The organism is Sulfuricella sp. (assembly GCF_035531155.1).
In the GTDB taxonomy this organism is placed as follows: Bacteria; Pseudomonadota; Gammaproteobacteria; order Burkholderiales; family Sulfuricellaceae; genus Sulfuricella.
The window spans coordinates 44,427-70,212 of the sequence record NZ_DATKTK010000003.1 but is presented as its reverse complement, the minus strand read 5'-3'; the positions used below and the strand labels follow the sequence as shown (position 1 = coordinate 70,212).

27 protein-coding genes are annotated in these 25,786 nt (G+C 58.9%); 12 read left to right on the top strand and 15 right to left on the bottom strand.

The features are described 5' to 3' along the window. Positions 1-239 precede the first annotated feature (239 nt). Genes VMV64_RS00390 through rpoE form a run of 6 tightly spaced genes read right to left on the bottom strand, consistent with a single transcriptional unit; the run spans position 240 to position 4,474 of the window. The gene (locus tag VMV64_RS00390; protein ID WP_325327961.1) at positions 240-491 is read right to left on the bottom strand and encodes a glutaredoxin family protein; all 252 of its coding nucleotides are present in this window, start codon (positions 489-491) and stop codon (positions 240-242) included. Beyond that, complete coding sequence (locus VMV64_RS00385; RefSeq protein WP_325327960.1) at positions 488-1,864, bottom strand: DegQ family serine endoprotease; 1,377 nt, start codon at positions 1,862-1,864, stop codon at positions 488-490. Before VMV64_RS00385 ends, VMV64_RS00390 begins: the two co-directional genes overlap by 4 nt. 41 nt (positions 1,865-1,905) lie before the next feature. Beyond that, entirely contained in the window at positions 1,906-2,391 is a 486-nt protein-coding gene (locus VMV64_RS00380) for a SoxR reducing system RseC family protein (RefSeq protein ID WP_325327959.1), read from the bottom strand. 9 nt (positions 2,392-2,400) lie between these two features. After that, complete coding sequence (locus VMV64_RS00375; protein WP_325327958.1) at positions 2,401-3,375, bottom strand: MucB/RseB C-terminal domain-containing protein; 975 nt, start codon at positions 3,373-3,375, stop codon at positions 2,401-2,403. Further along, the gene (locus tag VMV64_RS00370; RefSeq protein WP_325327957.1) at positions 3,372-3,872 is read right to left on the bottom strand and encodes a sigma-E factor negative regulatory protein; all 501 of its coding nucleotides are present in this window, start codon (positions 3,870-3,872) and stop codon (positions 3,372-3,374) included. The genes VMV64_RS00375 and VMV64_RS00370 overlap by 4 nt, the downstream gene beginning before the upstream one ends. 2 nt (positions 3,873-3,874) lie before the next feature. Beyond that, the gene (gene rpoE / locus VMV64_RS00365) at positions 3,875-4,474 is read right to left on the bottom strand and encodes an RNA polymerase sigma factor RpoE (RefSeq protein ID WP_325327956.1); all 600 of its coding nucleotides are present in this window, start codon (positions 4,472-4,474) and stop codon (positions 3,875-3,877) included. Between the two features lie 265 nt (positions 4,475-4,739). On the opposite strand from rpoE, the gene nadB reads away from it, so the two are divergent. Next, on the top strand, positions 4,740-6,320 hold the full coding sequence (gene nadB / locus VMV64_RS00360) for an L-aspartate oxidase (protein ID WP_325327955.1): 1,581 nt from the start codon (positions 4,740-4,742) through the stop codon (positions 6,318-6,320). A gap of 281 nt (positions 6,321-6,601) precedes the next feature. Here nadB and VMV64_RS00355 read toward each other — a convergent pair whose 3' ends face one another. Continuing rightward, positions 6,602-7,030: a protein YgfX gene (locus VMV64_RS00355; RefSeq protein WP_325327954.1), complete on the bottom strand. Its 429-nt coding sequence runs from the start codon at positions 7,028-7,030 to the stop codon at positions 6,602-6,604. 75 nt (positions 7,031-7,105) lie between these two features. On the opposite strand from VMV64_RS00355, the gene VMV64_RS00350 reads away from it, so the two are divergent. Both VMV64_RS00350 and VMV64_RS00345 read left to right on the top strand, forming a co-directional pair. Continuing rightward, positions 7,106-8,122 (top strand): folate-binding protein YgfZ, encoded by a 1,017-nt coding sequence (locus VMV64_RS00350; protein WP_325327953.1) that lies wholly within the window; start codon positions 7,106-7,108, stop codon positions 8,120-8,122. Positions 8,123-8,146: 24 nt separating this feature from the next. Further along, positions 8,147-9,580, top strand: coding sequence for an MBL fold metallo-hydrolase (locus tag VMV64_RS00345; RefSeq protein WP_325327952.1), 1,434 nt, complete (start codon positions 8,147-8,149; stop codon positions 9,578-9,580). Between the two features lie 17 nt (positions 9,581-9,597). On the opposite strand, the gene VMV64_RS00340 is transcribed toward VMV64_RS00345, so the two are convergent. After that, positions 9,598-9,759, bottom strand: a complete 162-nt coding sequence (locus VMV64_RS00340) for a hypothetical protein (protein ID WP_325327951.1) — start codon at positions 9,757-9,759, stop codon at positions 9,598-9,600. Between the two features lie 201 nt (positions 9,760-9,960). Here VMV64_RS00340 and recQ point away from each other — a divergent pair, with 201 nt between their 5' ends. Beyond that, positions 9,961-11,802 (top strand): DNA helicase RecQ, encoded by a 1,842-nt coding sequence (gene recQ, locus VMV64_RS00335; protein ID WP_325327950.1) that lies wholly within the window; start codon positions 9,961-9,963, stop codon positions 11,800-11,802. An 86-nt stretch (positions 11,803-11,888) separates the two neighbouring features. On the opposite strand, the gene VMV64_RS00330 is transcribed toward recQ, so the two are convergent. After that, positions 11,889-12,425, bottom strand: coding sequence for an REP-associated tyrosine transposase (locus VMV64_RS00330; RefSeq protein WP_325327949.1), 537 nt, complete (start codon positions 12,423-12,425; stop codon positions 11,889-11,891). A 70-nt stretch (positions 12,426-12,495) separates the two neighbouring features. After that, positions 12,496-13,341, bottom strand: coding sequence for a 23S rRNA (adenine(2030)-N(6))-methyltransferase RlmJ (locus tag VMV64_RS00325; protein WP_325327948.1), 846 nt, complete (start codon positions 13,339-13,341; stop codon positions 12,496-12,498). 141 nt (positions 13,342-13,482) lie between these two features. Here VMV64_RS00325 and ettA point away from each other — a divergent pair, with 141 nt between their 5' ends. From ettA to VMV64_RS00305, 4 genes are all read left to right on the top strand, one after another. Further along, positions 13,483-15,147: an energy-dependent translational throttle protein EttA gene (gene ettA, locus VMV64_RS00320; protein ID WP_325327947.1), complete on the top strand. Its 1,665-nt coding sequence runs from the start codon at positions 13,483-13,485 to the stop codon at positions 15,145-15,147. A 290-nt stretch (positions 15,148-15,437) separates the two neighbouring features. Continuing rightward, positions 15,438-16,037: a hypothetical protein gene (locus VMV64_RS00315; RefSeq protein ID WP_325327946.1), complete on the top strand. Its 600-nt coding sequence runs from the start codon at positions 15,438-15,440 to the stop codon at positions 16,035-16,037. Between the two features lie 175 nt (positions 16,038-16,212). After that, positions 16,213-17,739 (top strand): aminoacyl-histidine dipeptidase, encoded by a 1,527-nt coding sequence (locus VMV64_RS00310; RefSeq protein WP_325327945.1) that lies wholly within the window; start codon positions 16,213-16,215, stop codon positions 17,737-17,739. 6 nt (positions 17,740-17,745) lie between these two features. Then, positions 17,746-18,921 carry a GGDEF domain-containing protein gene (locus VMV64_RS00305; protein WP_325327944.1) on the top strand — a complete coding sequence of 392 codons (1,176 nt, stop codon included), beginning with the start codon at positions 17,746-17,748 and terminating at the stop codon, positions 18,919-18,921. A 128-nt stretch (positions 18,922-19,049) separates the two neighbouring features. Here VMV64_RS00305 and VMV64_RS00300 read toward each other — a convergent pair whose 3' ends face one another. Continuing rightward, positions 19,050-19,583 carry a Spy/CpxP family protein refolding chaperone gene (locus tag VMV64_RS00300; RefSeq protein WP_325327943.1) on the bottom strand — a complete coding sequence of 178 codons (534 nt, stop codon included), beginning with the start codon at positions 19,581-19,583 and terminating at the stop codon, positions 19,050-19,052. Positions 19,584-19,926: 343 nt separating this feature from the next. Then, positions 19,927-20,481, bottom strand: a complete 555-nt coding sequence (locus VMV64_RS00295) for a hypothetical protein (RefSeq protein ID WP_325327942.1) — start codon at positions 20,479-20,481, stop codon at positions 19,927-19,929. A gap of 211 nt (positions 20,482-20,692) precedes the next feature. On the opposite strand from VMV64_RS00295, the gene VMV64_RS00290 reads away from it, so the two are divergent. The 3 genes from VMV64_RS00290 to VMV64_RS00280 all read left to right on the top strand — a co-directional run bounded on the left by VMV64_RS00290 (position 20,693) and on the right by VMV64_RS00280 (position 22,166). After that, the gene (locus VMV64_RS00290; protein ID WP_325327941.1) at positions 20,693-21,046 is read left to right on the top strand and encodes a hypothetical protein; all 354 of its coding nucleotides are present in this window, start codon (positions 20,693-20,695) and stop codon (positions 21,044-21,046) included. Positions 21,047-21,051: 5 nt separating this feature from the next. Next, positions 21,052-21,690, top strand: coding sequence for an SCO family protein (locus VMV64_RS00285; protein ID WP_325327940.1), 639 nt, complete (start codon positions 21,052-21,054; stop codon positions 21,688-21,690). Between the two features lie 95 nt (positions 21,691-21,785). Further along, complete coding sequence (locus VMV64_RS00280) at positions 21,786-22,166, top strand: thioredoxin family protein (protein ID WP_325327939.1); 381 nt, start codon at positions 21,786-21,788, stop codon at positions 22,164-22,166. A gap of 6 nt (positions 22,167-22,172) precedes the next feature. On the opposite strand, the gene VMV64_RS00275 is transcribed toward VMV64_RS00280, so the two are convergent. Then, complete coding sequence (locus tag VMV64_RS00275) at positions 22,173-22,508, bottom strand: hypothetical protein (protein WP_325327938.1); 336 nt, start codon at positions 22,506-22,508, stop codon at positions 22,173-22,175. Positions 22,509-22,567: 59 nt separating this feature from the next. Beyond that, positions 22,568-22,786, bottom strand: a complete 219-nt coding sequence (locus VMV64_RS00270) for an RNA-binding S4 domain-containing protein (RefSeq protein WP_325327937.1) — start codon at positions 22,784-22,786, stop codon at positions 22,568-22,570. A 171-nt stretch (positions 22,787-22,957) separates the two neighbouring features. Here VMV64_RS00270 and VMV64_RS00265 point away from each other — a divergent pair, with 171 nt between their 5' ends. After that, entirely contained in the window at positions 22,958-23,515 is a 558-nt protein-coding gene (locus VMV64_RS00265; RefSeq protein WP_325327936.1) for a YaeQ family protein, read from the top strand. Between the two features lie 142 nt (positions 23,516-23,657). Here VMV64_RS00265 and tkt read toward each other — a convergent pair whose 3' ends face one another. Continuing rightward, positions 23,658-25,751: a transketolase gene (gene tkt / locus VMV64_RS00260; protein ID WP_325327935.1), complete on the bottom strand. Its 2,094-nt coding sequence runs from the start codon at positions 25,749-25,751 to the stop codon at positions 23,658-23,660. Positions 25,752-25,786 lie beyond the last annotated feature (35 nt).

The window sequence follows — 25,786 nt, the reverse complement described above, 5'->3', positions numbered from 1 at the left end:
GACGCGGAATGGTCGTTCCATTCCAAGGAGTTGCAACGCCGCCATGCGCTGCAAAAACCGTGCAATCCACCCCGTAGCGGACCCACCAGCCGGGTGAAACGGTAAATCATGAAAAAGTTTATTGGGATCACGCTGTTAAATATCCAGTCGAGCGGTCAACTGAGGTTTCTAGGTTCATAGTTTGTGTCAGTAAAAAAGGGCACTTTGCGGTGCCCTTTCTTTTTTGGGAAAGACGGATTTTACCGGATTTTGCCGAAATAAGCAGCAAGCGCGACCGGATCGAGATGGTAATGACAGATTTTCTCGCCGTTGCCTGCCAACACAGGCACTAAATGACCGTATTGCCGTTCCAGGATTTCGTCTTCGTCCACATCGACAACTTCCAGCGCAAACCGGTATTCCGGCTGAAACGCCTCTAGCGCCGCAATCATGTCGTGGCACAGGTGGCAGTCTTCGCGCCCGTAGACTGTCAACAAAATTCCACTGTTCATCGTATCTTGAATGCGATGAACAGTGCGCGCTCCCCGCGACGCACCAGTAGCGCAATGTTCTGCCCTGCCTTGTAACCGGCAAGAATCTGGTTGAACTGCTCGACACTTTTCACGTCCCTATTGTTGACCGCCGTAATCACGTCACCGCGTCGGATTCCCGCTCGTGCAGCCGATGCTTGAGCTTCCACCACCAGCACTCCGTACGGAATCTGCATCTCTCTTTTCTGCGCCTCGGAGAGGTCATTCAAACCCAAGCCCAGCCTGCCAGCAGCGCTTTCCATCTTGCCAGGACGCTGCGCCACTTTCTCGTCCGGCGTTTCTCCCACGGTCAGGACCAAATTCTTGGCTGAACCTTTGCGCCATACCTGGACCGCCACCTGTTTTCCAGGCTTGGTCGCACCGACCAGGAGCGGCAACTCGCTGGCGTTGCTCACCGGCTTGCCGTCAAACTTCAGCACCACATCGCTCGGCTCCAGACCACCCTTATCCGCCGGACCACCCTTCTCCACGCCCGCGATCAGGGCCCCCTCCGGTTTCTTCAACCCGAATGACTCGGCCAATTCCCTGGTGACTTCCTGAATCATCACACCGAGCCAGCCGCGGCTGATCTTGCCGTGAATACGCAACTGGTCGGCAACGTCCATCGCGACGTCGATCGGAATGGCAAAGGCCACTCCCATATAGCCGCCGGTGCGACTGTATATCTGGGAGTTGATACCGACCACCTCGCCCCTGAGGTTGAACAACGGCCCGCCCGAATTACCCGGATTGATCGCCGCATCGGTCTGGATGAAGGGCACGTAGTTTTCCTGCGGCAGGGAGCGCCCCTTGGCACTGACGATGCCCGCAGTCACGCTGTTCTCGAAACCGAAAGGCGAACCGATCGCAGCCACCCATTCACCGACCTTAAGCAGATTAGGATTACCGATGACCACTCTGGGTAGCCCAGCCGTCTCTATTTTAATCAGCGCCACGTCCGTCCTGCGGTCTGTGCCGATCACCTTGGCCTTGAATTCACGTTTGTCGGTCAGGCGCACGGTCACTTCATCGGCAGCGTCCACCACATGCGCATTGGTGAGTATGTAGCCGTCAGCACTGATAATAAAACCCGAACCCATGGCCTTCGACTCGAACTCATGCGGAATACCGCCGTGGGGCGGACGAAAGCGGTGAAAGAAATCGAAGAAAGGGTCGCCCTCGGGAAGATTGGGGATTTGAGGAAGCATTTCCTCCTGGCTGACGGTCTGGGTGATGCTGACATTCACTACTGCCGGGCCCTGCTTTTCAACCAACTCGGTGAAATCCGGCAGGTCCTTGGCATAGGAAAACGTTGAAAAAGAAATCAGAAAAAAAGTGCACAGCAACTTCTTCATTTTCTAGCCACCTCAACCAAGTTAAGTCCTAAATAAAAACCTCACTTCTTCAAGCCACCCTCAAAACTGACCACCCGTACCGGCATATCAACCATCCGGCTCAGGATGACCGGTTGGAATTGTCTGCCCATAACCATCTTCGACGAAAGAAGCTTCAATCCGAGAAAACCCGCCACCAGCCCGATGAAGGCGCCCGCTACGGAATACCCGTCCTTAACCTCCGCGCTAACCGCCAGCGCGCTCCCCGCTACCGCCCCGACAAACAATAACAGCAGGGGAAACAGGTAAAGCAGCAGCGTCCCCTTGAACAGGGCCGACTCATCCATGCCGACCACAACCCGATCGCCGACCTTTGCGCCAACTTCGTTGCTGGCGCGATAAAGCGGCGTCCTTTGTCCAAAAAAGTTTGCCAATACCGAAGTGCCGCAGCTGCTTTCGCTGCAACCGCTGCAGCTCGACTTCCGCTCCGCCTGAACGTAGGCAACGGCATGCTCTATTTTCACGACGACCGCTTCAGTTTCTATCATGGAATACACCTAATTTTTGCTGACGGAATTCGCGATCTGCATCACGGTAATGGCTGGCACCTCGCCTAACACCGTGATCCGGTGGTCAGCCACGGTGCGCGAATAAACATGGATCGCACCCTGGCGAACCACGCTTTGCATGGGTTTTGTCACGGTCGCGACAGGCTCGATGAAAACAGAAACCGTCGCCAGGCCATCAGAAAACACCAGGTGATTCACCGGCACGCCTTTTCCCGGAATCATGCGTTTCATCACCGTCACCAGGGCAAAGCCGGGCGGGAGCTGCTTCACAGCCCAGCTCAAATCGCTTTGCTGCAGTTCCGTCGCGGTTGCCGGATCATTGGACACCCGCACCTTTTTGCCGGCAATTTTCGGCTTGAGGGATTCCTTGTCTATCTGACCACCGATCTCGACCTGGGTGAAGGCAAACTGGCCGATCACCTCGTTCCTATCGTTGAGCATACCGGCTTTCAGCAGCAAGCCCGTGGCCTGGTCGATCCAGAGCTTGTGCCGGTAACGGTACTGATCCCTGGGCTCGAGGACAATCACCTTGCAAGCATGGCCTGCCATGCGGTCGGGCTCGGCGAACCGAGCCCGGTAATTCTCGGCGATACCGTCAAGCTGCGTGGGCAGCAGCGCAGGGAAGGACTTTTCGACCTTCCTTTTCTCCACCACGACGGAAGCACTGTTGTCCGGTTCGAAGCACAGCACCTCTTCATTATTGCGGATCACCTCCCGGGGAGAACCATCCAGCGCCTCGAGCTTTTCGTGCTCGCCGCTTTCATCCTTGATATGGGTGATTTTGCTGGTTTCAAGATAGTCGCCGTACTGATAGACGTAGGTACCGCTGTAATTGAGCTGGTGCGCCGCAGCGGCAGATTTTTTCAACCAGCCCAGCGCATCTGTCTGCTGCGCCACATCCGCCGCCTGCGACACACCATGCAACCCCACCAGCGCGGCTACCGCGAGAAATAGTGCTCTCATCGACCTCCATCCCGTGATTTTTCGAGAGACGCGCGCTGATAGTGCCGGGGCAGCTGGACGGCAGGTGAATATTCCTGGTGTGCCGCAAGATAACTATTGACGTTTATCTCGGACGAGACACTCGCCGTGCTTGCCTCCGCAACAACGGTATTGGTTGCCGCACTCAAGCCACTCTCAGGATTGAATTGCAGCACCACCCACGCCACCAGGGAAACCGCCGCGACCGACGCCGCGGCAGATAGTGCAATCAAGGGGCGCAGGTGCAGAAGGAGTCGCCGGGGAGCCAGAACCGTCGGCTCTTTTGCCAACTGCCCGGCGAATCGTGCGTTGAAATCGGGTGAAAGTGGAGCGGTTTGTCTTAAGGAATCGCCGATCAAGTGATACATATTCCACTTCTGCTGCAATTCCGGCTGCTCTCTGGCAGAGAGCAGGATTGCATTTGCCTCTTCATGATCCAGTTCACCATCTGTCAGCGCAGATATTCGACTCTCCATCATGTTTACCACCTCGTATCTTTATCAGTTCCCAGCATAGGTCGTAACTTCTCGGCGATCGTTTCGCGAGCACGGAAAATCCTCGACCGCACCGTACCAATCGGGCAATTCATCATGGTCGCAATTTCCTCATAACTCAGACCCTCGATTTCACGCAGCGTGATCGCGATTTTAAGTTCCTCGGGCAGGCTATCCATTGCCTTGTTCACGGTTTCGGCAACCTGCTTGCTCATCAGTTCATTTTCAGGCGTATTGATATTGCGAAGCTGTTCGGCGTCTTCGAAACCTTCGGCCTCTTCGCTGTCGAACTCCGTCGTCGTCGGCGGTCGTCTGCCTTCAGACACCAGATAATTCTTGGCGGCATTGATTCCGATCCGATACAGCCAGGTATAAAAAGCGCTTTCACCCCGGAACGAAGGCAGTGCGCGGTACGCCTTGATGAACGCTTCCTGAACCACGTCTTCAACTTCGGTCGGGTTACGGATGAAGCGCGACAGCAAACGCCCCAGCTTGCGCTGATACTTCGCCACAAGCAGCTCGAAAGCGTGCTTGTCGCCGTGCTGCGCTCGCTCGACCAGTTGCTGGTCAATCTCACGATCACCCATGAGGGCCTTCCCTGAATTTCAGCGCCATTATCCTTGTCCCTATTGATGGCATAGACTTTCCATGCCACCTAATGGTCTCAGTATAGCGCCCACATCCATTTCAGGGAACGCAGCCCTCTTCACAAAGACCTCCTCGTCGCGGAATAGTTCATATCCCGACAGGGTTATTGACAGTCCGATTCCGCGAAAAGGTCGCCCTGCCTCGCGCCCACGTTGCGTGCTATCATTTCCACCCAGGCATTTTAAAGTCAAAGGAACAACGCACATGTCGCATTTTGACGTGATCATCATCGGCAGCGGGCTGGCCGGCATGACGCTGGCACTGAACCTCGCCGAGAGCCGGCGAGTGGCGATCGTCACCAAGCGTGGGGTGCTGGATGGCGCCAGCGACTGGGCGCAGGGCGGCATCGCCGCCGTGCTGGCGGGCGATGACTCGATCGAGGCGCACATCAGAGATACCCTGATCGCCGGCGCAGGGCTGTGCGACGAACAAGCCACCCGCTTCGTGGTGGAAAACAGCCGGGCCGCGATCGAATGGCTGATCGAGCAAGGCGTGCCCTTTACCCGGGATGCCGACAACAGCACCGGCTACCATCTGACTAGGGAAGGCGGCCACAGCCACCGCCGCATCATCCACGCCGCCGATGCAACCGGCCATGCGATACAGGTCACCCTGGCGGGAAAGGTCAAAAACCATGCCAACATCACCTTGCTGGAAAACCACATCGCCATCGACCTGATCACCGGTGGCAAGCTCGGGCTTGAGAATAATGCTTGTCACGGGGTGTATGTTCTCGACAAAAACAGCAGCAAGGTCAGAACCTTTGCCGCCCGGCATATCGTGCTAGCCAGCGGCGGGGCCGGCAAGGTCTATCTTTACACCACCAATCCCGACGTTGCCACCGGTGACGGCGTCGCGATGGGCTGGCGCGCCGGATGCAGGGTGTCGAACATGGAATTCGTCCAGTTCCATCCCACCTGTTTGTATCACCCCCACGCCAAATCATTCCTGATCACCGAAGCGGTGCGCGGCGAAGGCGGCATCCTGGTATTGCGCGACGGCACCCGCTTCATGCCGGAGCACGACCCTCGCGCCGAACTGGCTCCGCGCGACGTGGTGGCACGCGCGATCGACTTCGAAATGAAAAAACGCGGTCTGGACTGTGTTTATCTCGACATTTCGCACAAACCGGCGGCTTTCCTCAAGGAGCATTTCCCCAACATCTACGAACGCTGCCTGGAACTGGGCATCGACATCACGCGCCAGCCCATTCCCGTGGTACCGGCGGCACACTACAGTTGCGGCGGCATCGTCACCGACCGCTCGGCGCGCACCGATATTCCCAACCTGTATGCCATTGGCGAGGTCGCCTGCACCGGACTGCACGGCGCCAACCGACTGGCCAGCAACTCGCTGCTGGAATGCATGGTATACGCCCAGGCCGCCGCGAAGGACATCCTCAAGCAGCCGCAAACACCGCCCGCAGCCCTGCCGGAATGGGATGAAAGCCGCGTCACCGACGCCGACGAGGAAATCGTCATTTCCCACAACTGGGACGAGCTGCGCCGCTTCATGTGGGATTACGTCGGCATCGTGCGCACCAACAAGCGCCTGGAGCGGGCACAGCACCGCATCCGCCTGCTCACCGAGGAAATCAACGAGTATTACCAGAACTTCCGCGTCAGCAACGACCTGATCGAGTTGCGCAACCTGGTGCTCACCGCCGACCTGATCGTGCAATGCGCCATGCTGCGCCACGAAAGCCGCGGCCTGCATTACAGCCGGGATTATCCGGAGCAGTTGGCCGAAGCAAAAAACACGGTGCTGGTGCCGGGCGGCAAATAGCGATTAACCAGAAAAAGTTTATCCACGGATTATCACGGATGTACACGGATTATCAATAGGTTGCATTAAAGTGCGTGGTTTACCTTTCGGGTAGCCAACGACTTAGGAACCACTGATTTATTCGTCGCACCGGCGAAAGCCGGTGTCCAGTGCTTTGAATTTTCTAGATTCCGGCTTTCGCCGGAATGACGATTCTCATTTAATCAGCGCTTCCTTAGGTTCAACCGTTTGTTTTATCTGTGTAATCTGTGTTCATCCGTGGATAATCATGTTTTTTGCGATTAATCCATCTTCGAGCATCGCCATTTCAGCCACACCCGCAGCCGCCTGAAATCTTCCCCATTGACGGCATCCGGAAGAATCACCAGATGCTTCACCAAGCGGCCCCCCGCCGGTTTCAAATTCAGCACGGTCAAATAAGGGGCAACGAAGCTGCTGCCGAGCAGGGTAGCTTCGTGCCATGCCCCGGTGCGGGTCTGGAATTCGCAACGGCAATCGGCATCGAGCCGCAATGCAATCAGCGAATGCTGCAGCGTGCGGAAACCATCGCGCCGCAGAGTATGCCAGGCGCTGCCGAGAAGCACCGCCATCAGCAAGACGGCGAGCCAGTGCGGCAGTGGCGCCAGCCAAAACAGGGCGGCGGCAAAACCATGCATACCCGCGAGCGAACCCGCCAACCGCCGGGACGGCCCGACCGCGATCGTCAGCATCCCCGCCCGAAACCCTTGTAAAAATGGCTAATTGGCCTTATGTTAACCATCATCACTTTCAACTCCGTCAGAATTATGAATCCCACCTGGAAAGACCATCTCGTTAAAGCGGGCGCTACCCTAGCAGACGATCATGCCATTCATTTCGGCAATCCGGAAAAAGAATTGCTGGCTGCACAGTCCGGTACCATTCTCACCGACCTCTCCCATCGCGGCGTGATCGGCATCAATGGCGAGGACAGCCAGACCTTTCTGCAGGGCCAGACCACCAACGATGTCAGGCTGGCCACCGACCGCGCGCAGTACAACAGCCTGTGCACGCCCAAAGGCCGGATGCTGGCGAGCTTCCTGCTATGGCGGGACGCTGGCGGTTATTTTCTGCAACTGCCCGCCACTCTGCAAGCCGGCATCCAGAAGCGGCTGACGATGTACGTGCTGCGCTCCAAGGTCAAGGTGCGCGACGCCGGCGATGAATCGGTGCGCCTCGGCGTGGCCGGCATGGGTGCCGAAGCCTTGTTGCAAGCAGCTATCGGCGCATTGCCGCCTGACCTGCTGGGCGTCGTCCGCCACGACAAGGGAACGATCATCCGGCTCGGCGCAGCGCGCTTCGAGATCGTTGCACCCCTTGAGCAAGGGCCTGCCCTGTGGGAGGAATTGAGCAGTCAGTCCACTCCCGCCGGCAGCGCCTGCTGGGAATGGCTGGAAATCCACGCAGGTATCCCCGTCATCCTGCCCCAGACCCAGGAGCAGTTCACACCGCAAATGGCGAATTTCGAAGCCATCGGCGGCGTCAGCTTCAACAAGGGATGCTACACCGGCCAGGAGATCGTGGCGCGCACACAATACCTCGGCAAGGTCAAACGCCGTTTGTATCTCGCCCATCTCGGCTCGGACAGCGCACCCCAGCCAGGAGACGAGCTGTTCGGCGCAGAACCGACGGCGGGCATGGTGGTGAATGCCCAGCCCGCCCCCGATGGCGGCTACGACCTGCTGGCGGTGATCCCCACCGGCAGCGTGGATGCCGGCGCGGTGCGCTTTAAAACCCCGGAGGGTCCGGCCCTGCATTTCCTGCCCCTGCCTTACCCGGTCTAGAGCAGACATACCCGGAGGTCACAAGTGAAAATTTCCTTCCTCGGCGCCGCCCAACAGGTCACCGGCTCCTGCTACCTGATCGAAACCGGGGAGGTCAAATTCCTGGTGGATTGCGGCATGTTCCAGGGCGGCCGCGAGGCCGACAAGCTGAATGCGCAAGCCTTCAAGTTCCTTCCCCGGGATATCGCTTTTGTCTTGCTGACTCACGCCCACATCGACCACAGCGGCCTGCTGCCCAAGCTGGTCGCTGCGGGTTTTGACGGTCCGATTTACACCACGACCGCCACCGCCGACCTGCTTGGCGTCATGCTGCCGGATTCCGCCCACATTCAGGAAATCGAAGCCAGCAGGGAAAACCGCCGGCGGGAGGAAAAACCAAGAGAGAAGCGCAAACTCAGCGCAGCAGCTACTCCGCTGTACTCCATGGCCGAAGCGGAAATCTGCCTGGGCAGATTGACGCCAATTTCCTACGACACACAGATCTCCCCGCACCCATCCGTACACTGCTGCTTTCGGGACGCCGGTCATATTCTGGGATCGTCCATAATCGAAGTCTGGGTCAAGAGTGGAGACAAACAGACCAAGCTGGTCTTCTCGGGTGATCTGGGCCAACCCGGCCAGCCTATCCTGCGCGACCCCACCATAATCGAAGAAACCGATATCCTGTTCGTCGAATCCACCTACGGCGACCGGCTGCACAAAGACCTGCCATCGACCACCGAAGAATTCGTACATGCCATCAATGACACGCTGTACCGGAAAAAAGGCAATGTCATCATTCCCGCCTTCGCAGTGGGACGTACGCAGGAAATCATCTATTTTCTTCATGAACTCACACGCCAGGGGCGATTCAAGAATCTGACTGTCTATGTTGATTCGCCGATGGCGACCAAAGCCACGGATATCACCATGCGACACATGGAAATGTTCGACGAGGAGGCGAGGAACCTTACCGCCTGGCAGGCAAAAAACCACACTCCGCTAAAGATCACTTTTACCGGCAGCGCGGAAGAATCCATTGCGCTGAACGACATCCATTCCGGTGCGATCATTATTTCCGCAAGCGGCATGTGCGATGCCGGACGCATCAAGTTTCACCTGATCAATAATTTGGGAAAAAGGCAGAACACGATCCTGATCACCGGCTTCCAGGCCCAGGGCACGCTAGGAAGACGGCTGGTGGATGGGGCAAAAACGGCGCGCATTTACGGCAAGGACATTCCCGTGCGCGCGGAAATTTATACGATCGGCGGGTTCTCGGCCCATGCCGACCAAGCCGCCTTGCTGCACTGGCTCAAACAGTTCAAGCGCCCGCCCGCCCAAACCTTCGTGGTTCACGGCGAACCGAACGCCGCCCAGGCGCTGGCCGATTACATCAAGAAAATGGACTGGGAAGTAGCCGTACCCGTCTTGGGGGACTCGGCCATCTTTGTGAAGATGACCGAGGGAAAACCATAACCCTTTAGAGATGTCCTTTACTCAGCCGGAGGCGGATTGGCGCTACCCTCTTCCGGCGACTGATCCGGATTTTCCTGGGGCTGGGTTTTGTTCAGTTTCTGCTGTGTTTTTTCTTCTTTTTTTCTTTTCTTTTCCAGCTCTTTTTGACGCTTTTCATATTGAAAATTAGGTTTTGCCAAGTTATCACCCTTTAAGCTGGTATTCGTGATTAAGAAAGGAAATGAAGCCGGGCCTGGTAGCCGGACTCACTGATCTGATATTAGTTAGTTTAACAGAAACAACAGCACAACTGCGCCCCATCATCAGAGTCGACCCGGACTATTGCATAACCCGGGAAGGCCATGACAGGGTAAAATGGCATTTTATCCGCTCGCCCGCCCATGCCCTCCCCTTCTGCCCAGCAAATCCTCCACGACGTTTTCGGCTACTCGGCCTTCCGCGACGAACAACAGGCCATCGTCGAGCATGTCACAGCCGGTGGCGACGCACTGGTACTGATGCCGACCGGTGGCGGGAAATCCCTGTGCTACCAGCTCCCCGCGCTGTTGCGGCACGGCGTCGGCATCGTGGTGTCGCCGCTGATCGCGCTGATGCAGGACCAGGTGGACGCCCTCAAGCAACTCGGCGTGAAGGCCGCCTTCCTCAACTCCAGCCTGAACGCCGATGCCGCCCGAGACGTGTTTGGCCGCCTGATGCGCGGCGACCTGGATATCCTTTATGTGGCCCCGGAGCGCCTGCTGATGGCGAATTTCCTGAGTGCGCTGGAGCAAGTTCAGGCCGGCCCGGGATTGGCGCTGTTCGCCATCGACGAGGCACACTGCGTGTCGCAGTGGGGCCACGACTTCCGCCCCGAGTACCGGGAATTGACGGTACTGCACGAACGTTTTCCGGCGGTGCCGCGCATCGCGCTCACGGCCACGGCGGATGCCCCGACCCGGCGTGAGATCGTCGAGCGCCTGACACTGGAACAGGCACGCCAGTTCGTCTCCAGCTTCGACCGCCCGAACATCCGCTACCGGGTGACGCTGAAAGCCAACGCGCGGAACCAGTTGCAGGCATTTCTGGAAGCCGAACACGCCAACGATGCCGGCATCGTTTATTGCCTGTCGCGCAAGAAAGTCGAGGAAACCGCCGCCTGGCTCAAGGAAAAAGGCTGGGACGCCCTGCCCTACCACGCCGGCCTCGACGCCGCCACGCGCAACGCCAACCAGCGCCGCTTCCTGCGCGAGGAAGGCGTGATCATGGTCGCCACGGTGGCTTTCGGCATGGGCATCGACAAACCCAACGTGCGCTTCGTCGCCCATCTCGACCTGCCCAAGAGCATGGAAGGCTATTACCAGGAAACCGGCCGAGCCGGCCGCGACGGCCTGCCTGCGGACGCCTGGATGACCTACGGCTTGGGCGATGTGGTCTCGATGCGCCAGATGCTCAATTCCGGCGACGCCCCCGCCGAGCGCAAACGGGTCGAACTGCAGAAGCTCGACGCCCTGCTCGGCTTCTGCGAAGCCACCGCCTGCCGCCACCAGACCATCCTGCGCTACTTCGGCGAGGAGCACCCCGGCGACTGCGGCCAGTGCGATAACTGCCTCGAACCCGTCGACTCCTGGGACGCCACCCAGCCCGCGCAGATGGCGCTATCCTGCGTCTACCGCACGGGCCAGCGTTTCGGCGTCGGCCACCTGATCGACGTCCTGCTGGGCAAAACCACACCCCAAGTCGAGAAATTCCGCCACCACCAGCTCACCACCTTCGGCATCGGGCAAGCACTCGCCCAAGCCCAGTGGAGCAGCGTCTACCGCCAACTGGTCGCCGCCGGTCTGCTCAACGTGGACATCGAAGCCTACGGCGGCCTGCGCCTGACCGAGGAATCCCGCCCGGTATTGCGCGGCGAGCAGGAAGTCTGGCTGCGGCGCGATGCCGAACCCGCCAAGAAGAGCCGAACCAGCAAGGCCGAGCGCGGCGCCCGCGCCCGCGAAGCTTTCGCCGGTGCCAACGAAGACCCGCTGTGGCAGGCACTCAAGGCCAAACGCACTGAACTCGCCCGCGAGCAGGGCGTGCCGCCCTATGTGATCTTCCACGACAGCACCCTGCTGGAAATCCTCAACCGCCGCCCCGGCAGCCTAAGGGAAATGGGCGAAATCAGCGGCGTGGGCCAAGCCAAGCTGGCGAAATACGGTGATGAGTTTTTACAGGTGCTGGAGAATGAGGCGAACAAAATGTAGGGCGGGTTAGGCGCAGCCGTATCCCGCCGTGATTGACAATCCAAGCCCGGTAGGTTGGGGTGAGCCCGCGAACCCCAACAAACCCCTCATAATTCCCCCCACCCTGCCATTTCCGCCTCGGCGTAATTCGCGCCCCAATCCGCTGGAAGAATCCTATCCCGAATATATCGATGTATCGATGAATGCGGCCAATCGAGGGGTGTTTCCGCGTAGCCGTGTTTGACCGGGTTGTAATGGATGTAATCGATATGCCGGGCGTAATCGGTTTTGTCGCGGATTTGGTGTTCCCAATATCGCCGTTGCCAGATGCCCCGTTCGCCCTTGGCGATTCTGCTCGAACCGATGCGCTCGTTCTTGGGCAGGCCGCGAGAGAACCCGGCTTTGATCAATGTCCAGCGGGTGGGGTAATCTGCATCGCCTGGCGGCAATGTCCAGATGGTATGGAGGTGGTCGGGCAGAACCACGATGGCGTCGATATGGAATAGATGCCGATCGCGGACATGCCGCAGGTTTTCGCGCAGCTTGTCGATGTGGTCGGTAAGCAGGGTTTTCGATCTCTCGGCCAGGTTGACCGTAAAGAAGAACGTCCCGCCTGGCGTAAATGCGCGTGTGTAGCGGCTCATGGCTCTCTATCACTTTGGGGGTGTTGGGGTTCGCATGCTCACCCCAACCTACAGATACTAGCGGATTGGGTTATTCCGGCACGGTCCATTCCAGACGGATTTTGCCGCTTTTTTCCGCGCCCAGCGCGGCCAGCAATTCCGGCAACACTTCGCCCAGTTGCGTGTCGAGCTTCCAGGGCGGATTGATGATCGTCATGCCGCTGCCGTTGAGTTGAAAGTTGTTGAGCGGAGCGAGGTGGATCTCCGTGGTGAGTATCCGCTTGATCCCGCTGGCAGCCAATTGACGGTGAAAGTGGCGCACCGGTTCCGGGCTTTTGATCGGGTACCAGATGGCATAGGTGCCGGTGGGAAAGCGTTTGTGCGCTTCTTTCAGGGCTGCCAGCTGGCGGCGGAACTCGTCTGGCTCTTCGTACGGCGGATCGAGCAGCACAAGGGCGCGCCGGCTTTCCGGCGGCAACAGCGACTTCAGCGCCAGCGCGGCATCGATCGGCTGGATGCGCACCTGGCGGTCATCGCGGAACAACCTCTCCAGCGAACTCAGCGCATCCGGGTGGATGTCGCTCAGCAGCAGCTTGTCCTGCGGCCGCAGTAACGCGCGCGCCAATCGCGGCGAGCCAGGATAGCTGGTCAGCCTGCCCTCGGCGTCCGGCAAACCCAGGCGGCGCACCAGGTTGAGAAAGTCGGCAAGCGCCGGCGAAGGCTTGGGAAATTCCAATACGCGCAAAATCCCCTCTGCCGCCTCGCCCGTCTTGGCGGCCAGTTCACCGCGCAGACTGTAGGACCCATCGCCGGCGTGTGCGTCAAGCACGGTAAAACCCTTTTCCTTCTGCTTGAAATGTTCGATCAGCAGCATCAGGATGAGATGTTTGAATACGTCACAAAAGTTGCCGGCATGGTAGCCGTGGCGGTAATTCATCAGAGGATAGTCCCGGTCATGGAAGGCGCGATCAAGGTCGCGGGGGAATTATAAGCCAAAAAACGGCCATTGATTTCCGTGCTCCCAAAACCCGCCGCCTTGGGTTAAGCTACGCATTTCCTCGAGCACCTAACTAACGCCATGGCCCAATACGTAATGTCCATGCTCCGCGTGAGCAAGATCGTCCCTCCCAAGCGTCAAATCATCAAGGATATCTCGCTGAGTTTCTTCCCCGGCGCCAAGATCGGCCTGCTCGGCCTGAACGGCTCGGGCAAATCTACCGTGCTGCGCATCATGGCGGGCGTGGACAAGGAATACGACGGCGAGGTGCAGCGCCAGCCCAACATCTCCATCGGCTACCTGCCGCAGGAGCCGCAGCTCGACCCGGCCAAGACCGTGCGGGAGGAAGTCGAAGCGGGCCTGGGCGAAGTGATGCAGGCCAAGCAGAAGCTGGAGGAAATCTATGCCGCCTATGCCGAGCCGGATGCCGACTTCGACAAACTGGCCGAGGAACAGGGGCGGCTGGAAGCCATCATCGCCACCTCGGGCACCGATGCCGAGCACCAGATGGAAGTTGCCGCCGACGCGCTGCGCCTGCCGCCCTGGGACGCCAGGATTGAACACCTTTCCGGCGGCGAGAAGCGCCGCGTAGCGCTGTGCCAACTGCTGCTGGAAAAGCCGGATATGCTGTTGCTGGACGAGCCGACCAACCACCTCGACGCGGAATCGGTGGACTGGCTGGAGCAGTTCCTGGTGCACTTCCCCGGCACCGTGGTGGCCGTCACCCACGACCGCTACTTCCTCGACAACGCCGCCAAATGGATTCTGGAACTCGACCGCGGCCACGGCATCCCGTGGAAGGGCAACTATTCGAGCTGGCTGGAGCAGAAGGGCGCGCGACTGGAGACCGAGAACAAGCAGATCGACGCGCACATGAAAGCGATGAAGCAGGAACTGGAATGGGTGCGGCAAAATCCCAAGGGACGCCAGGCGAAATCCAAGGCGCGCATCGCCCGCTTCGAAGAACTCAATTCGCAGGAACACCAGCAGCGCAACGAAACGCAGGAAATCTTCATCCCGGTCGGCGAACGCCTCGGCAACGAAGTCATCGAGTTCGACGGCGTCAGCAAAGCCTTCGGCGACCGCCTGCTGATCGACAACCTCAGCTTCAAGGTGCCGCCCGGCGCCATCGTCGGTATCATCGGCCCGAACGGCGCGGGCAAATCCACGCTGTTCAAGCTGATCACCGGCAAGGAACAGCCGGATAGCGGCACCGTGAAGATCGGCACCACCGTCAAGATCGCGCACGTCGATCAGGCGCGCGACTCGCTGCAGAACGACAAGACCGTGTTCAACGCGATCTCAGGCGGCAACGACATCCTCACCGTCGGCAAATACGAGACCCCGGCGCGCGCCTACATCGGCCGCTTCAACTTCAAGGGTTCCGATCAGGGCAAGACCGTCGGCCAGCTCTCCGGTGGTGAGCGTGGCCGCCTGCACTTGGCGCAGACGCTGATCGCCGGCGGCAACGTGCTGCTGCTCGACGAACCCTCCAACGACCTCGACGTGGAAACCCTGCGCGCGCTGGAAGACGCCCTGCTCGAATTCGCCGGCTGCGTCATGGTCATCTCCCACGACCGCTGGTTCCTCGACCGCATCGCCACCCACATCCTCGCCTGCGAAGGCGATTCCAAGTGGACGTTCTTCGACGGCAACTATCAGGAATACGAAGCGGACAAGAAGAAACGGCTGGGTGAAGAAGGGGCAAAGCCCAAGCGGATTCGGTATAAGCCGATCAGTCGGTGATCTAATGGGGGCAGAAACCGTGGTCTGTCCCCAGTTGCTCTTTAATGGGGGCAGAAACCGTGGTCTGTCCCCAGTTGCTCTTGCAGTTGCTCTTGGTCGAATGGCGCCGACCTTGATCCTTCGTGGGTGCATGAAGAGATCAGTAAAAACAAAACGTGGTCTGTCCCCGTTTAGTCCCCGTTTAGTCCCGTTTAGTCCATAAAACGTGGTCTGTCCCCGTTTAGTCCCGTTTAGTCCATAATGCCCCGGGTCTCTGCGTGGCCACGCCGAGCATAATTGAAGGTACACAGATGAAAAATGATTGGCCGACCGCGCTTACGTTTGGCGCAGTAGTTTTGGTGGTATTTACGTTCGCGCAATGCAGCAAGTCGGGTAAGGGTTCTGCCCCGGCGCTCACCGCTGACGAGGTAACCTCAAAGCTTGCGCAGTTCCAAACGTGTCCGATATTGCCGGACATTGCCCGGCTCCAACCCCTGCAAGGCATTGACCCGAAGGACTCCGCGAAAGAGCAACTGGCGCGCGAATATATTGAGCTGAAGCGGAGGGCTATTGACGATAAGTGGGACGTCGCCGGAACCGTATTTTCAGTAGAGCAAGCGCAGTACGCCATTCATCGCGGATATGTGGACGAGTACCCGCGTAGAGCGATCGAGGCCGTCCAGCAATACATCCACGGGACGTACCCCTTTACCGACGCATTGGACGATCATTTGGCCGGGATTAAGGCGATGTACGACAAGGATTGCGAAGCGCAGAACAAGGCCCTAGCCCGCATGGTAGCGCTTGAGCCGGAACTGGCCGTGCTCAGAGCTGAACCGGTCAAACCGTGGCTCAACCCCAAGAGGAAGTTGCCTTGCCCGGTCATGCGGACGCCGGCCTGCCGGCCATGATTATTTGTGCTGGTGCGGCGGTGAAATAGTAAACAAACGGGGTCAGCCCGCGTAGGGCAATAACCAACGGGCATTGCGCCGTATGTAGCCATATCTAAACATCCGGTGCAATGCGCTGCGCTTATTGCACCCTACGAAACCTCACTGCCGCGATACAAGCCAATCAACCGTTAACATGCCATCCGCGCTCGAAAATATCCAACCTCATTCCGTCTGGGCACACTTCGCCACGCTGTGCGCGATACCGCGACCGTCGCTGCACGAGGCGGCGCTGCGCGAGCATTTGATCGCCTGGGCGCAAGCACGCGGGCTCACCGCTGTGGTCGATGACGCGGGCAATCTGATCCTGAAAAAGCCCGCCAGCCCAGGCTGCGAGGCGATGCCCGGCGTGATCCTGCAAGGCCATCTGGACATGGTGTGCCAGGCCAATGCCGGCACGCAGCATGATTTCGAGCGCGACCCGATTAACACTACTGTGCGCGATGGCTGGGTAGTGGCGGAGAACACGACGCTGGGCGCGGACAACGGCATCGGCGTGGCGCTTGCACTGGCCGCGCTGGAAGAGCCGGGGCTGATCCATCCGCCGCTGGAGGTGCTGCTGACCGTGAACGAGGAATCCGGCATGGACGGCGCGCGCGGTCTGACCTCCGGCACCTTGCAGGGCAAGACGCTGATCAACCTCGACACCGAGGAATGGGGGCATTTCTATCTGGGCTGCGCGGGCGGCGTGGATGTGGAGGTGCGCCACGATTGCGAACAGGAAGACTTGCCGCCGGGCTATGAACTGATGCGGCTGGAAGTGGCCGGGCTGCGCGGCGGCCACTCCGGCATCGACATCCATCTCGGGCGCGGCAATGCGATCAAGCTGCTGGCGGAGGCGCTGCGCGAGCTGGCCGAACGCTTCGATTTGCGTCTGATCGGCATGCAGGGCGGAACGGCGCGCAATGCCATTCCGCGCGAAGCGGTCGCAGTGTTTGCGCTACCTGCTGCCGATGCGGCGCAACTGGAAGCATGGAGGCAACAGAAAAATGCGGCATGGCGGAAGCACTTCGCTGAGGTGGATGCGAAGGTGTCGCTATCCATTAAGGCCATTCGTGGTGAGCTTGTCGAACCATGGACGGGTGTGGACGTTCACCCTTCGACGAGCTCAGGGCGAACGGAAGTTTTTTCTGCCATTTCATGCGCAGAGCGAGATCGCTTGCTCAATTTCCTCAACAGTGCCACCAACGGCGTGGCACGCACGAGCGACGAATTCCCCGGCGTGACCGACACCTCGGACAATCTCGGCGTGGTTGCGCTTGAACAGGGGGCGTTCCGCGCGACGTTCAAGGTGCGCTCGCTGCACGACGCACGAGCCGATGCTCTAGCCGACGAGTTGGTTGCGCATGCCGCATCATTTGGATTGCGCGCTTGGAAGGACGGCGCCTATCCGGGCTGGACGCCGAACCCGTCATCGAACTTGCTCGCGTTGTGCCAGCAGGTATACACCGCGCAATTCGGCCAGTCCGCTGGATTGCAGGTGATTCACGCGGGATTGGAATGCGGCCTGCTCGCGGCCAGCCATCCGCATCTGGATATGATATCCTTCGGCCCCGATATTCGCGGCGCACACGCGCCCGGCGAAAGCGTCGAAATAGAATCGGTCGCACGCTGTTGGCAATTGCTCAAGGCAGTGTTGCAGGCGCTAGCCAAGTCACGCTGAGCGAACATGAACCTGGACCCTCGCACCCTGCTGTTTTCGCTGATCCTGACCAATGCCTTGATGGTACTGAGCCTGTTCGTCGCCGCCACCGGCGGGAACGGCGACAGAAAACGGGACGGCATGGGCAAATGGGCGGCGGCGATGCTCCTGGAAACCCTGACCTGGACGCTGATTGCGGCCCGCGGCACCATTCCGGATGTCTTCTCGATCATTGTCGCCAACGGATTCAAAGCCGCTTCGCATGCCCTGATACTGGCTGCCATTTGTGAATTCCAGCAACGCCAGGCTCCGCGCTGGCAGTACCTTGCACCGGTCGCGCTGACGCTGGTGATGGCGGCCATTCTGGTGGACGACATACGCGACCGCTTCATCTGGGGCAGCCTCATCTATAGCTTCCAGATGGTGCTGATTGCCCGCACCCTGCTGTCCGACACGGAAACCCGCGCCGGGCGGGCCTGGCGGCTACTATTCGGTGGTTGCGCCATGATCGTGCTGGTACTGGGACTGCGGGCCGTCGTCGCCCTGTCCGGCTACAGTGAATTCGCCCAACCCCAGAACGCCGCATCACCTCACCCGGTTCAGATCATTTCCTTCATCGCCGTCATGGCGACCGCGCTGCTCGGTTCGATCGGTTTCGTGCTCATGGTCAAGGAACGCACGGACCGGGAAATCATGCACCTGGCGATGACCGACAGCCTCACCCAGGTTCCCAACCGGCGCGCCCTGATGGAACACGCCGAACATGCCCTGGCCCGGCGCAGCGGTTCGCCCTTGGCGTTGCTGATGATCGACGTGGACAACTTCAAACTCATCAACGATACCCACGGACACCCTGCCGGAGACGAGGTGTTGCGCAAAGTCGCCGGTCGGCTTGCGGGACGGTTGCGCGGACACGACGTTCTGGGGCGTTACGGCGGCGAAGAATTCTGCGTGATCGCCCCGGATACCGACACCGGGGGCGCACTGAACCTGGCCGAATCCTTGCGGGAAACCATCGCTTCCTCATCGTTTGCCACCGAATGCGGGAACCTCTCCGTCTCAATCAGCATCGGCATCTCGCACTGCCCATCCGATGTCACGCGTGAACTCAAGGACGTTCTGGCAGAAGCCGATGCCGCGCTTTATGCTGCCAAGCAAGCAGGCCGTAACAAGGTGGTCTGCTGCGGTATTGAGAACGCGTAGAAATCGAATAAACGGGATCGTAATACCCGACGGAGAAACCCCTTGCAGGAGAATCCCGCCGGAAGTATGAGCTGCATCCGGCGCAATGTGCTGCGCTAATTCACCACGGGGATCAACCGGGAACAGCCTCAATGCCCCATCATGCCGCCCCGACCGTGGCGCCTGAACATTTCCTGTTGCTCCTTGGTCAATACCGCCTCGATGCGATTGTGGGTGTCGACATGCAACTGCTTCATCTGCCGCTTGAGATCGTGAATCCGGATTGTTGCATTGCCCACTGCGGCCGGATTGGGCGTTTTCATCGCCAGCGCCTCCCGCAGCTTATGGGACTCCTCCAGCATCACGGCCATCAGCTCCATATGCTTTTTGGCAATCTCGTAGTTGATTTTTTCAACCTTGGCACGTTGATCGTCAGTCAAATCCAGCCCCATCATCATGCCGCGACCCATCATTCCGCCCATCATGCCCTGGCCTGCCATGCCACCCATCATTCCTGATCCCATCATGCCATCCATCATTTCAGGGCCCATCATCCCTCCCCTCATCATGCCCATACCAGGGCACATGTCGGCATCGTCAGCGATGGCGGGCGTCATTGCCGCGCCCAGCGTAAGAACCGCAGACAAGACTGCAGTAAAGAAAAAACGTGTGGTTTGATTCATGGAAAGCTCCTCAAAAAGTCGTTATTAAACCGGCAATGAAATCCCCTCCTATAGGACCGGATTTAGCCGGCTGGCGCGAAGTTCATTCGCGCTTACAGTTGGTTGGGATTTTCATTCAGGCACATACCCGGTAGATGCTGCCACAGGGTCTATTCCAGCATAGTCCGGATTCAGCCGCTTTCAAGAACTCCTGGGGCAGCGTGTGACAAAAAGGTGATGGGAGCCATATGTGCCGATGCGATTCTGTAGGCGATTTCACCGACTTTTTGAAGACATCAAAAACCGCTTGCTCTTAAATGCCGCCATCAGCCACAAAGCCCTACAAACCACACAAAGCCAACCCTTATTTCCCCTCAGGGCAATTTGCGATGCACTTCACCTCCGGAATCCGCTTGCCGCCGCAGGCCAGAAAGCAGGCGTCATAGATGGGCTGACAGCCGCATTCAATCTCGCATCTTTCCTTCCTTAGCCGGTCGAACTCCTCGTCGCGGCTGGGCTTTTTGGGCGGAGCAGGCGGAAAATAGAATGGGCCAGGCCAGGGATAGTAAAAACCGTGACCATACCAGAAGGAATCTGGCCAGCTCAGCGACAGGTACCACTGATAACGCTCCAGCTCCCAGCGATAACGGTCCAATTCAGCCGCATAGCGTTTGAGAGCCTCGCCGTAACGCCCTTCCACCAACGGCTCAATGCCTGCCAGGCAAGCCTGGTAATCCGCCGTGCAACGCTGCTGACAGGCTTCCATTTTCTGCCCGCACTTTTCCAGGCAAGCCTGTCCTGCGCTATCGGCTGGCGGTTCGTAACGGTAAGCGAATTGGTAACGCGGGCTCGGGCTGGCGCAGCCTACCAGGCCAATGGCCACAATACCCAGAATCAGGGTACGCAGAGCAGGGACCATGTGTCTCCTTAATACCGAATTAAGCGGCTTCGCTGACCATCATAGCCACTTACAGAAAGTAAAAAATTAAGTATAGTAGGCTTATCCACTGCACAATTGCAGGCAGGAATCCGGGATTTCAAAACCGGCACTGGATTATGCCCTTCTGGTTTCATCAAGACTGCTATAATTCTCGACTTTGGCATCCCTGATATTCAAAAGGAAAAGTGATATGAAGCGTTCTGCCCTTCTGCTGTGTTTCCTGAGCTTAGCGCTCTCCGCCCGCGCTGCCGACTCCTCGACCGATGCGGGGCTGACTGAGGTTCGGGATTTGGGCCGCATTAACGGTCAGGCGCTTGCCTGCGACTACGCAGAAGCCGTCTCCCGCATCAAGACCGCGATGATTCAGCACGCACCCAAGTCGCGGCGCTACGGGGCAGCCTTCGAGGAAGCCACCAACAACGCCTTCCTCGACCAGAGCAGGAAGGAGCGGACGACCTGCCCTGATGGCCCCACTCTCAGCGGGCAAGTCGATGAAGCAACCCAGCGCCTGCAGGCTGCCGTACCTGCTTCTGTGACGAAGTAACCTCCATGAATCGATTGTATCTTGCCATTCTAGCCTCAGCCCTGCTGTTCGCGGCTCCCGCCCGGGCCGAGACGCCTTCGCCCGTCGTGGATGATCAGCCGGAGATCGGGATTGTTTCCCGTTATCTGCTAATGGATCATAAAGGACGGGCGATTTCCGATCAGGATTTTCTCGGCAGCTTTCAGCTCATCGCCTTCGGTTACACCTTCTGCCCGGATATCTGCCCAACCACCCTGGCGGAAATGTCGCTGATCATGGAAAAACTGGGAACCCGTGCCGAACAGCTGCAACCCCTGTTCGTGACCGTGGACCCGGAACGGGATACGCCCGAAGTGTTGAGCCGCTATACCGCGTATTTTCACCCGCGCATCATCGGCCTCACCGGCTCCCCGGAACTGGTACGACGCGTAGCCGACCACTTCAAGGTGAGGTACGAGAAGCACTGGGAACCCGGCGCGGGAAAAAACCAATATACGGTGGACCACTCGGCGGGCATGTACCTGCTGGGGCCGGACGGGAGCTTTCTCGGCAAGTTCGCCTATGCCACCCCACCCCAGGAAGTAGCCGACCGAATTCGGGCACTGATGGATGAGGTCAATTTGCCGCCAACGGCGAAACGACCCGCCGCCAAGCAGGCGCATTGATCTCACGAGCTATCTCATTGCCCATTTGGGCAGTGGCTAAACGCGAACAGCTTGTTTAAACTATTATTTGTCCTTCATTCAAATTACTCAAGACGATGAATCTCTCTTACGACGTAGAAGAAGCCGATTTTGACGAGCGGGTGGTTGCCCGTTCGCACGAGGTACCGGTGTTGCTGGATATCGGCGCCGAATGGTGCAGCCCGTGTCGTGTGCTGGGGCCGATGCTGGAAAGGCTGGTCAAGGAATACGACGGCAAATTTGTGCTGGCGAAAGTCGATGCCGACGAAAACATGAGAATCGCCGGTAGGCATCAGGCGAGAGGTTTTCCGACGGTCATCGCCTACAGCCGCGGGCAGGGAATCGACCGTTTTCACAGCGCGCAGACTGAAGGCTTTCTGCGCCGCTTTCTCGATAGCTTTATCGAGCGCCATACCGCCGGAAACGACGCAACCGAGACCGCGCTTCAGCCGGGCTGACAGGCTCTAGAGGCACCCGCCGCAACTGCCGCACCGCCAGTCATGGGGGTTGGCAGCCTGATAGAACCAGCGCATGTGTGCCGCATCGACAGGGATGTCGTGCTCGGAAAAAAGATCGGCCAGCCAACCGGCGTGCTCAAGAATCCAGTCGTCCTCTAACAGCCCTTCGGCAAAATCCTCGTCGTCGGGGTAGATGTAGCTGAATATGCCGAAGGTGCCCATATCTTCCTCGCGCCGTCCGGCATCAAGGGTCAGAAGCCGCCCAAGGTAGTGGATTTCCCATTGGCCAAGACAAAGGTTGTTTCCTTTGCTCGTCCAACAGGCAGTAAACGGGTTCGACATGTTAAGCAAGATTTACAACGTGGCTCGAATGGCGAATATTATACCGTCACGAACCCGAGTTACAGACCCACGACGGCAATCCGTACCCCAAGACATTCGACTACCTGGCCGACGCGGATTTTCGCCGTTTTGCGGCTCTCGGGCCGACCATCCACAGTAACCTTGCCCTCAGCGACCAGGGTTTTCCCGCGTCCGCCACTCTCCGCCACGCCGGCAAGCTTGAGCAGGTTACAGAGTTCGATGTATTCGCCGTTAAGCGGGAATTCGACGGATTGCATAGAGATTTCCGAAAAATAGATTCACCACGGTACGACGCCGCAATTTCAGTGTCAACCATGCATTGATCAGACAATAGACATTGCTTCGCGGGCGCAATCAAATCGGTTATTCTTCGAATCCCTGATGCGACACACCAAAACGGCACCCACGACAACCTAAAAAGTATATATATGGCTATTAAATCAACCATCTTCAAAGCCGAGTTGCAAATCGCCGATATGGATCGCAACTACTACCATGACCATGCGCTCACCATCGCCCAGCATCCATCGGAAACCGACGAACGCATGATGGTGCGAGTACTGGCCTTCGCGCTGCACGCCCATGAGGCTCTGTCGTTCGGCAAGGGGCTGAGCGCCGATGACGAACCCGATCTGTGGCAAAAGGACTTGACCGGCACCATTGAACTCTGGATAGACGTGGGTTTGCCCGATGAAAAACTCATACGCAAAGCCTGCGGCCGCGCCAGGCAGGTAGTCGTCTATACCTATGGCGGCCGTGGCGCCGATATCTGGTGGAACCAGAATGGCAGCAAACTCGGACGGATCAACAACCTGACCATAATCAACCTGCCGGAGACCACCAGCCAGGCTCTGACAACGCTGGTACAACGCACCATGCAGCTGCAATGCACCATTCAGGATGGAGAGATTTGGATCGCTGACAATAACGACAGAATGCAGGTCGAACTGGCGATGCTAAAAACACCGCCGGAGTCCTTTCGCTGAAGCGGCGCGAAGTCGCCTCATCGAGTACGCTGATCACGCGATCCAAGCTGCGCGGTTCATTCGCCAAGTCTTCATTGCCGCAACTGTTGATCCCACCGCAGTTAGAGAAATTCCGGCAGCGAGAATCCCGTGCAGACCAGTCTCACTTCTTCGAAGCGTGACGCACCACTTGCTCCCTGGCTGCGGCGACAACGTGAGCAGGCTCGAACCCGAAGTGCTGCGCAACGACCTTCATCGGTGCAGACAATCCGAAGGTATCCAGGCCAAGGATGCTTCCGCCGAAACCGGTATAGCGTTCCCAACCGAAGCTGGACGCAGCTTCGACGGCGACGCGCGCAGTTATCTCCGGCGGCAGCACGCTGTCGCGGTATTCCTGGCCCTGGCTCTCGAACAGTTCCCATGACGGCATGCTGATCACGCGCGCCTTGATTCCCTCTACCTTTAGTTGCTCATAAGCTGCAATGCACAGCGCGACTTCGCTGCCGGTCGCCAGCAGCAGCACATCGGGGCTGTGGTGCGGGGCGTCGGCGAGCACATAGGCGCCGCGCGCCACGCCACTCGCCGGCGCGTAGCGGGTGCGGTCCAGCGTTGCCAGCGCCTGCCGTGTTAACACCAGGCAAACAGGGCGATCCTTGAGCTGCATGATCACCCGCCACGCCTCGACCACCTCGTTCGCGTCCGCCGGGCGCAATACCAACATGCCGGGCATCGCGCGCAATGACGCGAGTTGTTCGACCGGCTGGTGGGTGGGCCCGTCCTCGCCCATGCTGATCGAATCGTGAGTCCAGATGGTGATGACCGGAATCTCCATCATCGCGGCCAGCCTCAGCGCGCCGCGGCAATAGTCGGTGAAAATCAGGAAACTCGCGGCATAGGGCCGCAGATTCGACAGGCTGAGCCCGTTGCTGATGGCACACATGGCGTGCTCGCGCACGCCGTAGTGGAAATTGCGTCCGCCGTAGTTGCCCGCCTCGCCCGACTCACCCGGCGCCTGAAAATCGCCGGCAGACTCGAAGTTCAAGTGGGTTTTGGTTGACGGCGCCAGGTCTGCCGCGCCGCCCAGCAGCCACGGCATCTTTTGGGCGATGGCGTTCAGCACTTTGCCCGACGAGTCGCGCGTCGCCATGCCCTTCGCATCTGCCGGAAAGATCGGTAGCGCGCTGTCCCAGCCTTCGGGCAAGTCACGGCGCTGCATGCGATCGATCTGCTCGGCAAGATCCGGGTACTGGTTGCGATAGGCCGCGAACAGTTTCTCCCAGGCGGCGCGAAGCCCCGCACCGCGGCGGCCAATCTGCTCCCGGAAATATTCCGGAACGCCGTCCGGTACATGGAACTGAGCGTCAGGATCCCAGCCGTAGAATTCCTTCGCCAGTCGCACCTCTTCCACGCCAAGCGGCTCGCCGTGGGCTTCCTTGCTGTCCTGTTTGTGAGGTGCGCCATAGCCGATGTGACTCTGCACGATGATCAGGGTGGGACGATCATGGGTAGCGAGAAAAGTGTCGTAGCCGCGCGTCAACAGCTCCAGGTCGTTGGCATCGGCTACGCGCGTGACATTCCAGCCGTAGCCGAGAAAGCGCGCTGCCACATCCTCGGTGAAAGTGATGCGGGTCGGGCCCTCGATGCTGATGTGGTTGTCGTCGTAAATCCAGCACAGGTTGGCAAGCTGGAGGTGGCCGGCCAGGGATGCCGCCTCGCTGCTGACCCCTTCCATCATGTCGCCGTCGCTGCATAGGGCATACACTTTATGCTCGAACAGGGCGTAACCGGGACGGTTATAGTTGGCCGCCAGCCAGCGTTCCGCGATGGCCATGCCGACACTTGTTGCCGCACCTTGCCCAAGCGGCCCGGTGGTGGTCTCCACGCCGGAGGTCCAGCCATACTCGGGATGGCCGGTACAGCGGCTGCCGGCCTGGCGAAAGCGCTTGATATCGTCAAGCGTCACCGCCAGGCCGCCGGCCTGTTCATAGCTTGGACTCATCGCCTTGACCCCGCACAGATAAAGCAGGCTATACAGCAGCATCGAGGCGTGACCGCACGACAGCACGAAGCGATCGCGGTTCGGCCAGTTGGGATCCTCCGGGTCGTAGCGCAGAAAACGCTGCCACAAACAGTAAACCGTCGGCGCGGCGTCCATGGGCGTACCGGGATGCCCGGACTGCGCTTGCTGCACGGCGTCGATGGAAAGTGTGCGCAGGGTGTTGATGCACAACTGGTCGAGTTGCGCTGCGACTGTCATGGCTTGGCTCCACCTGGGTGGGCCTGCATAAGCGC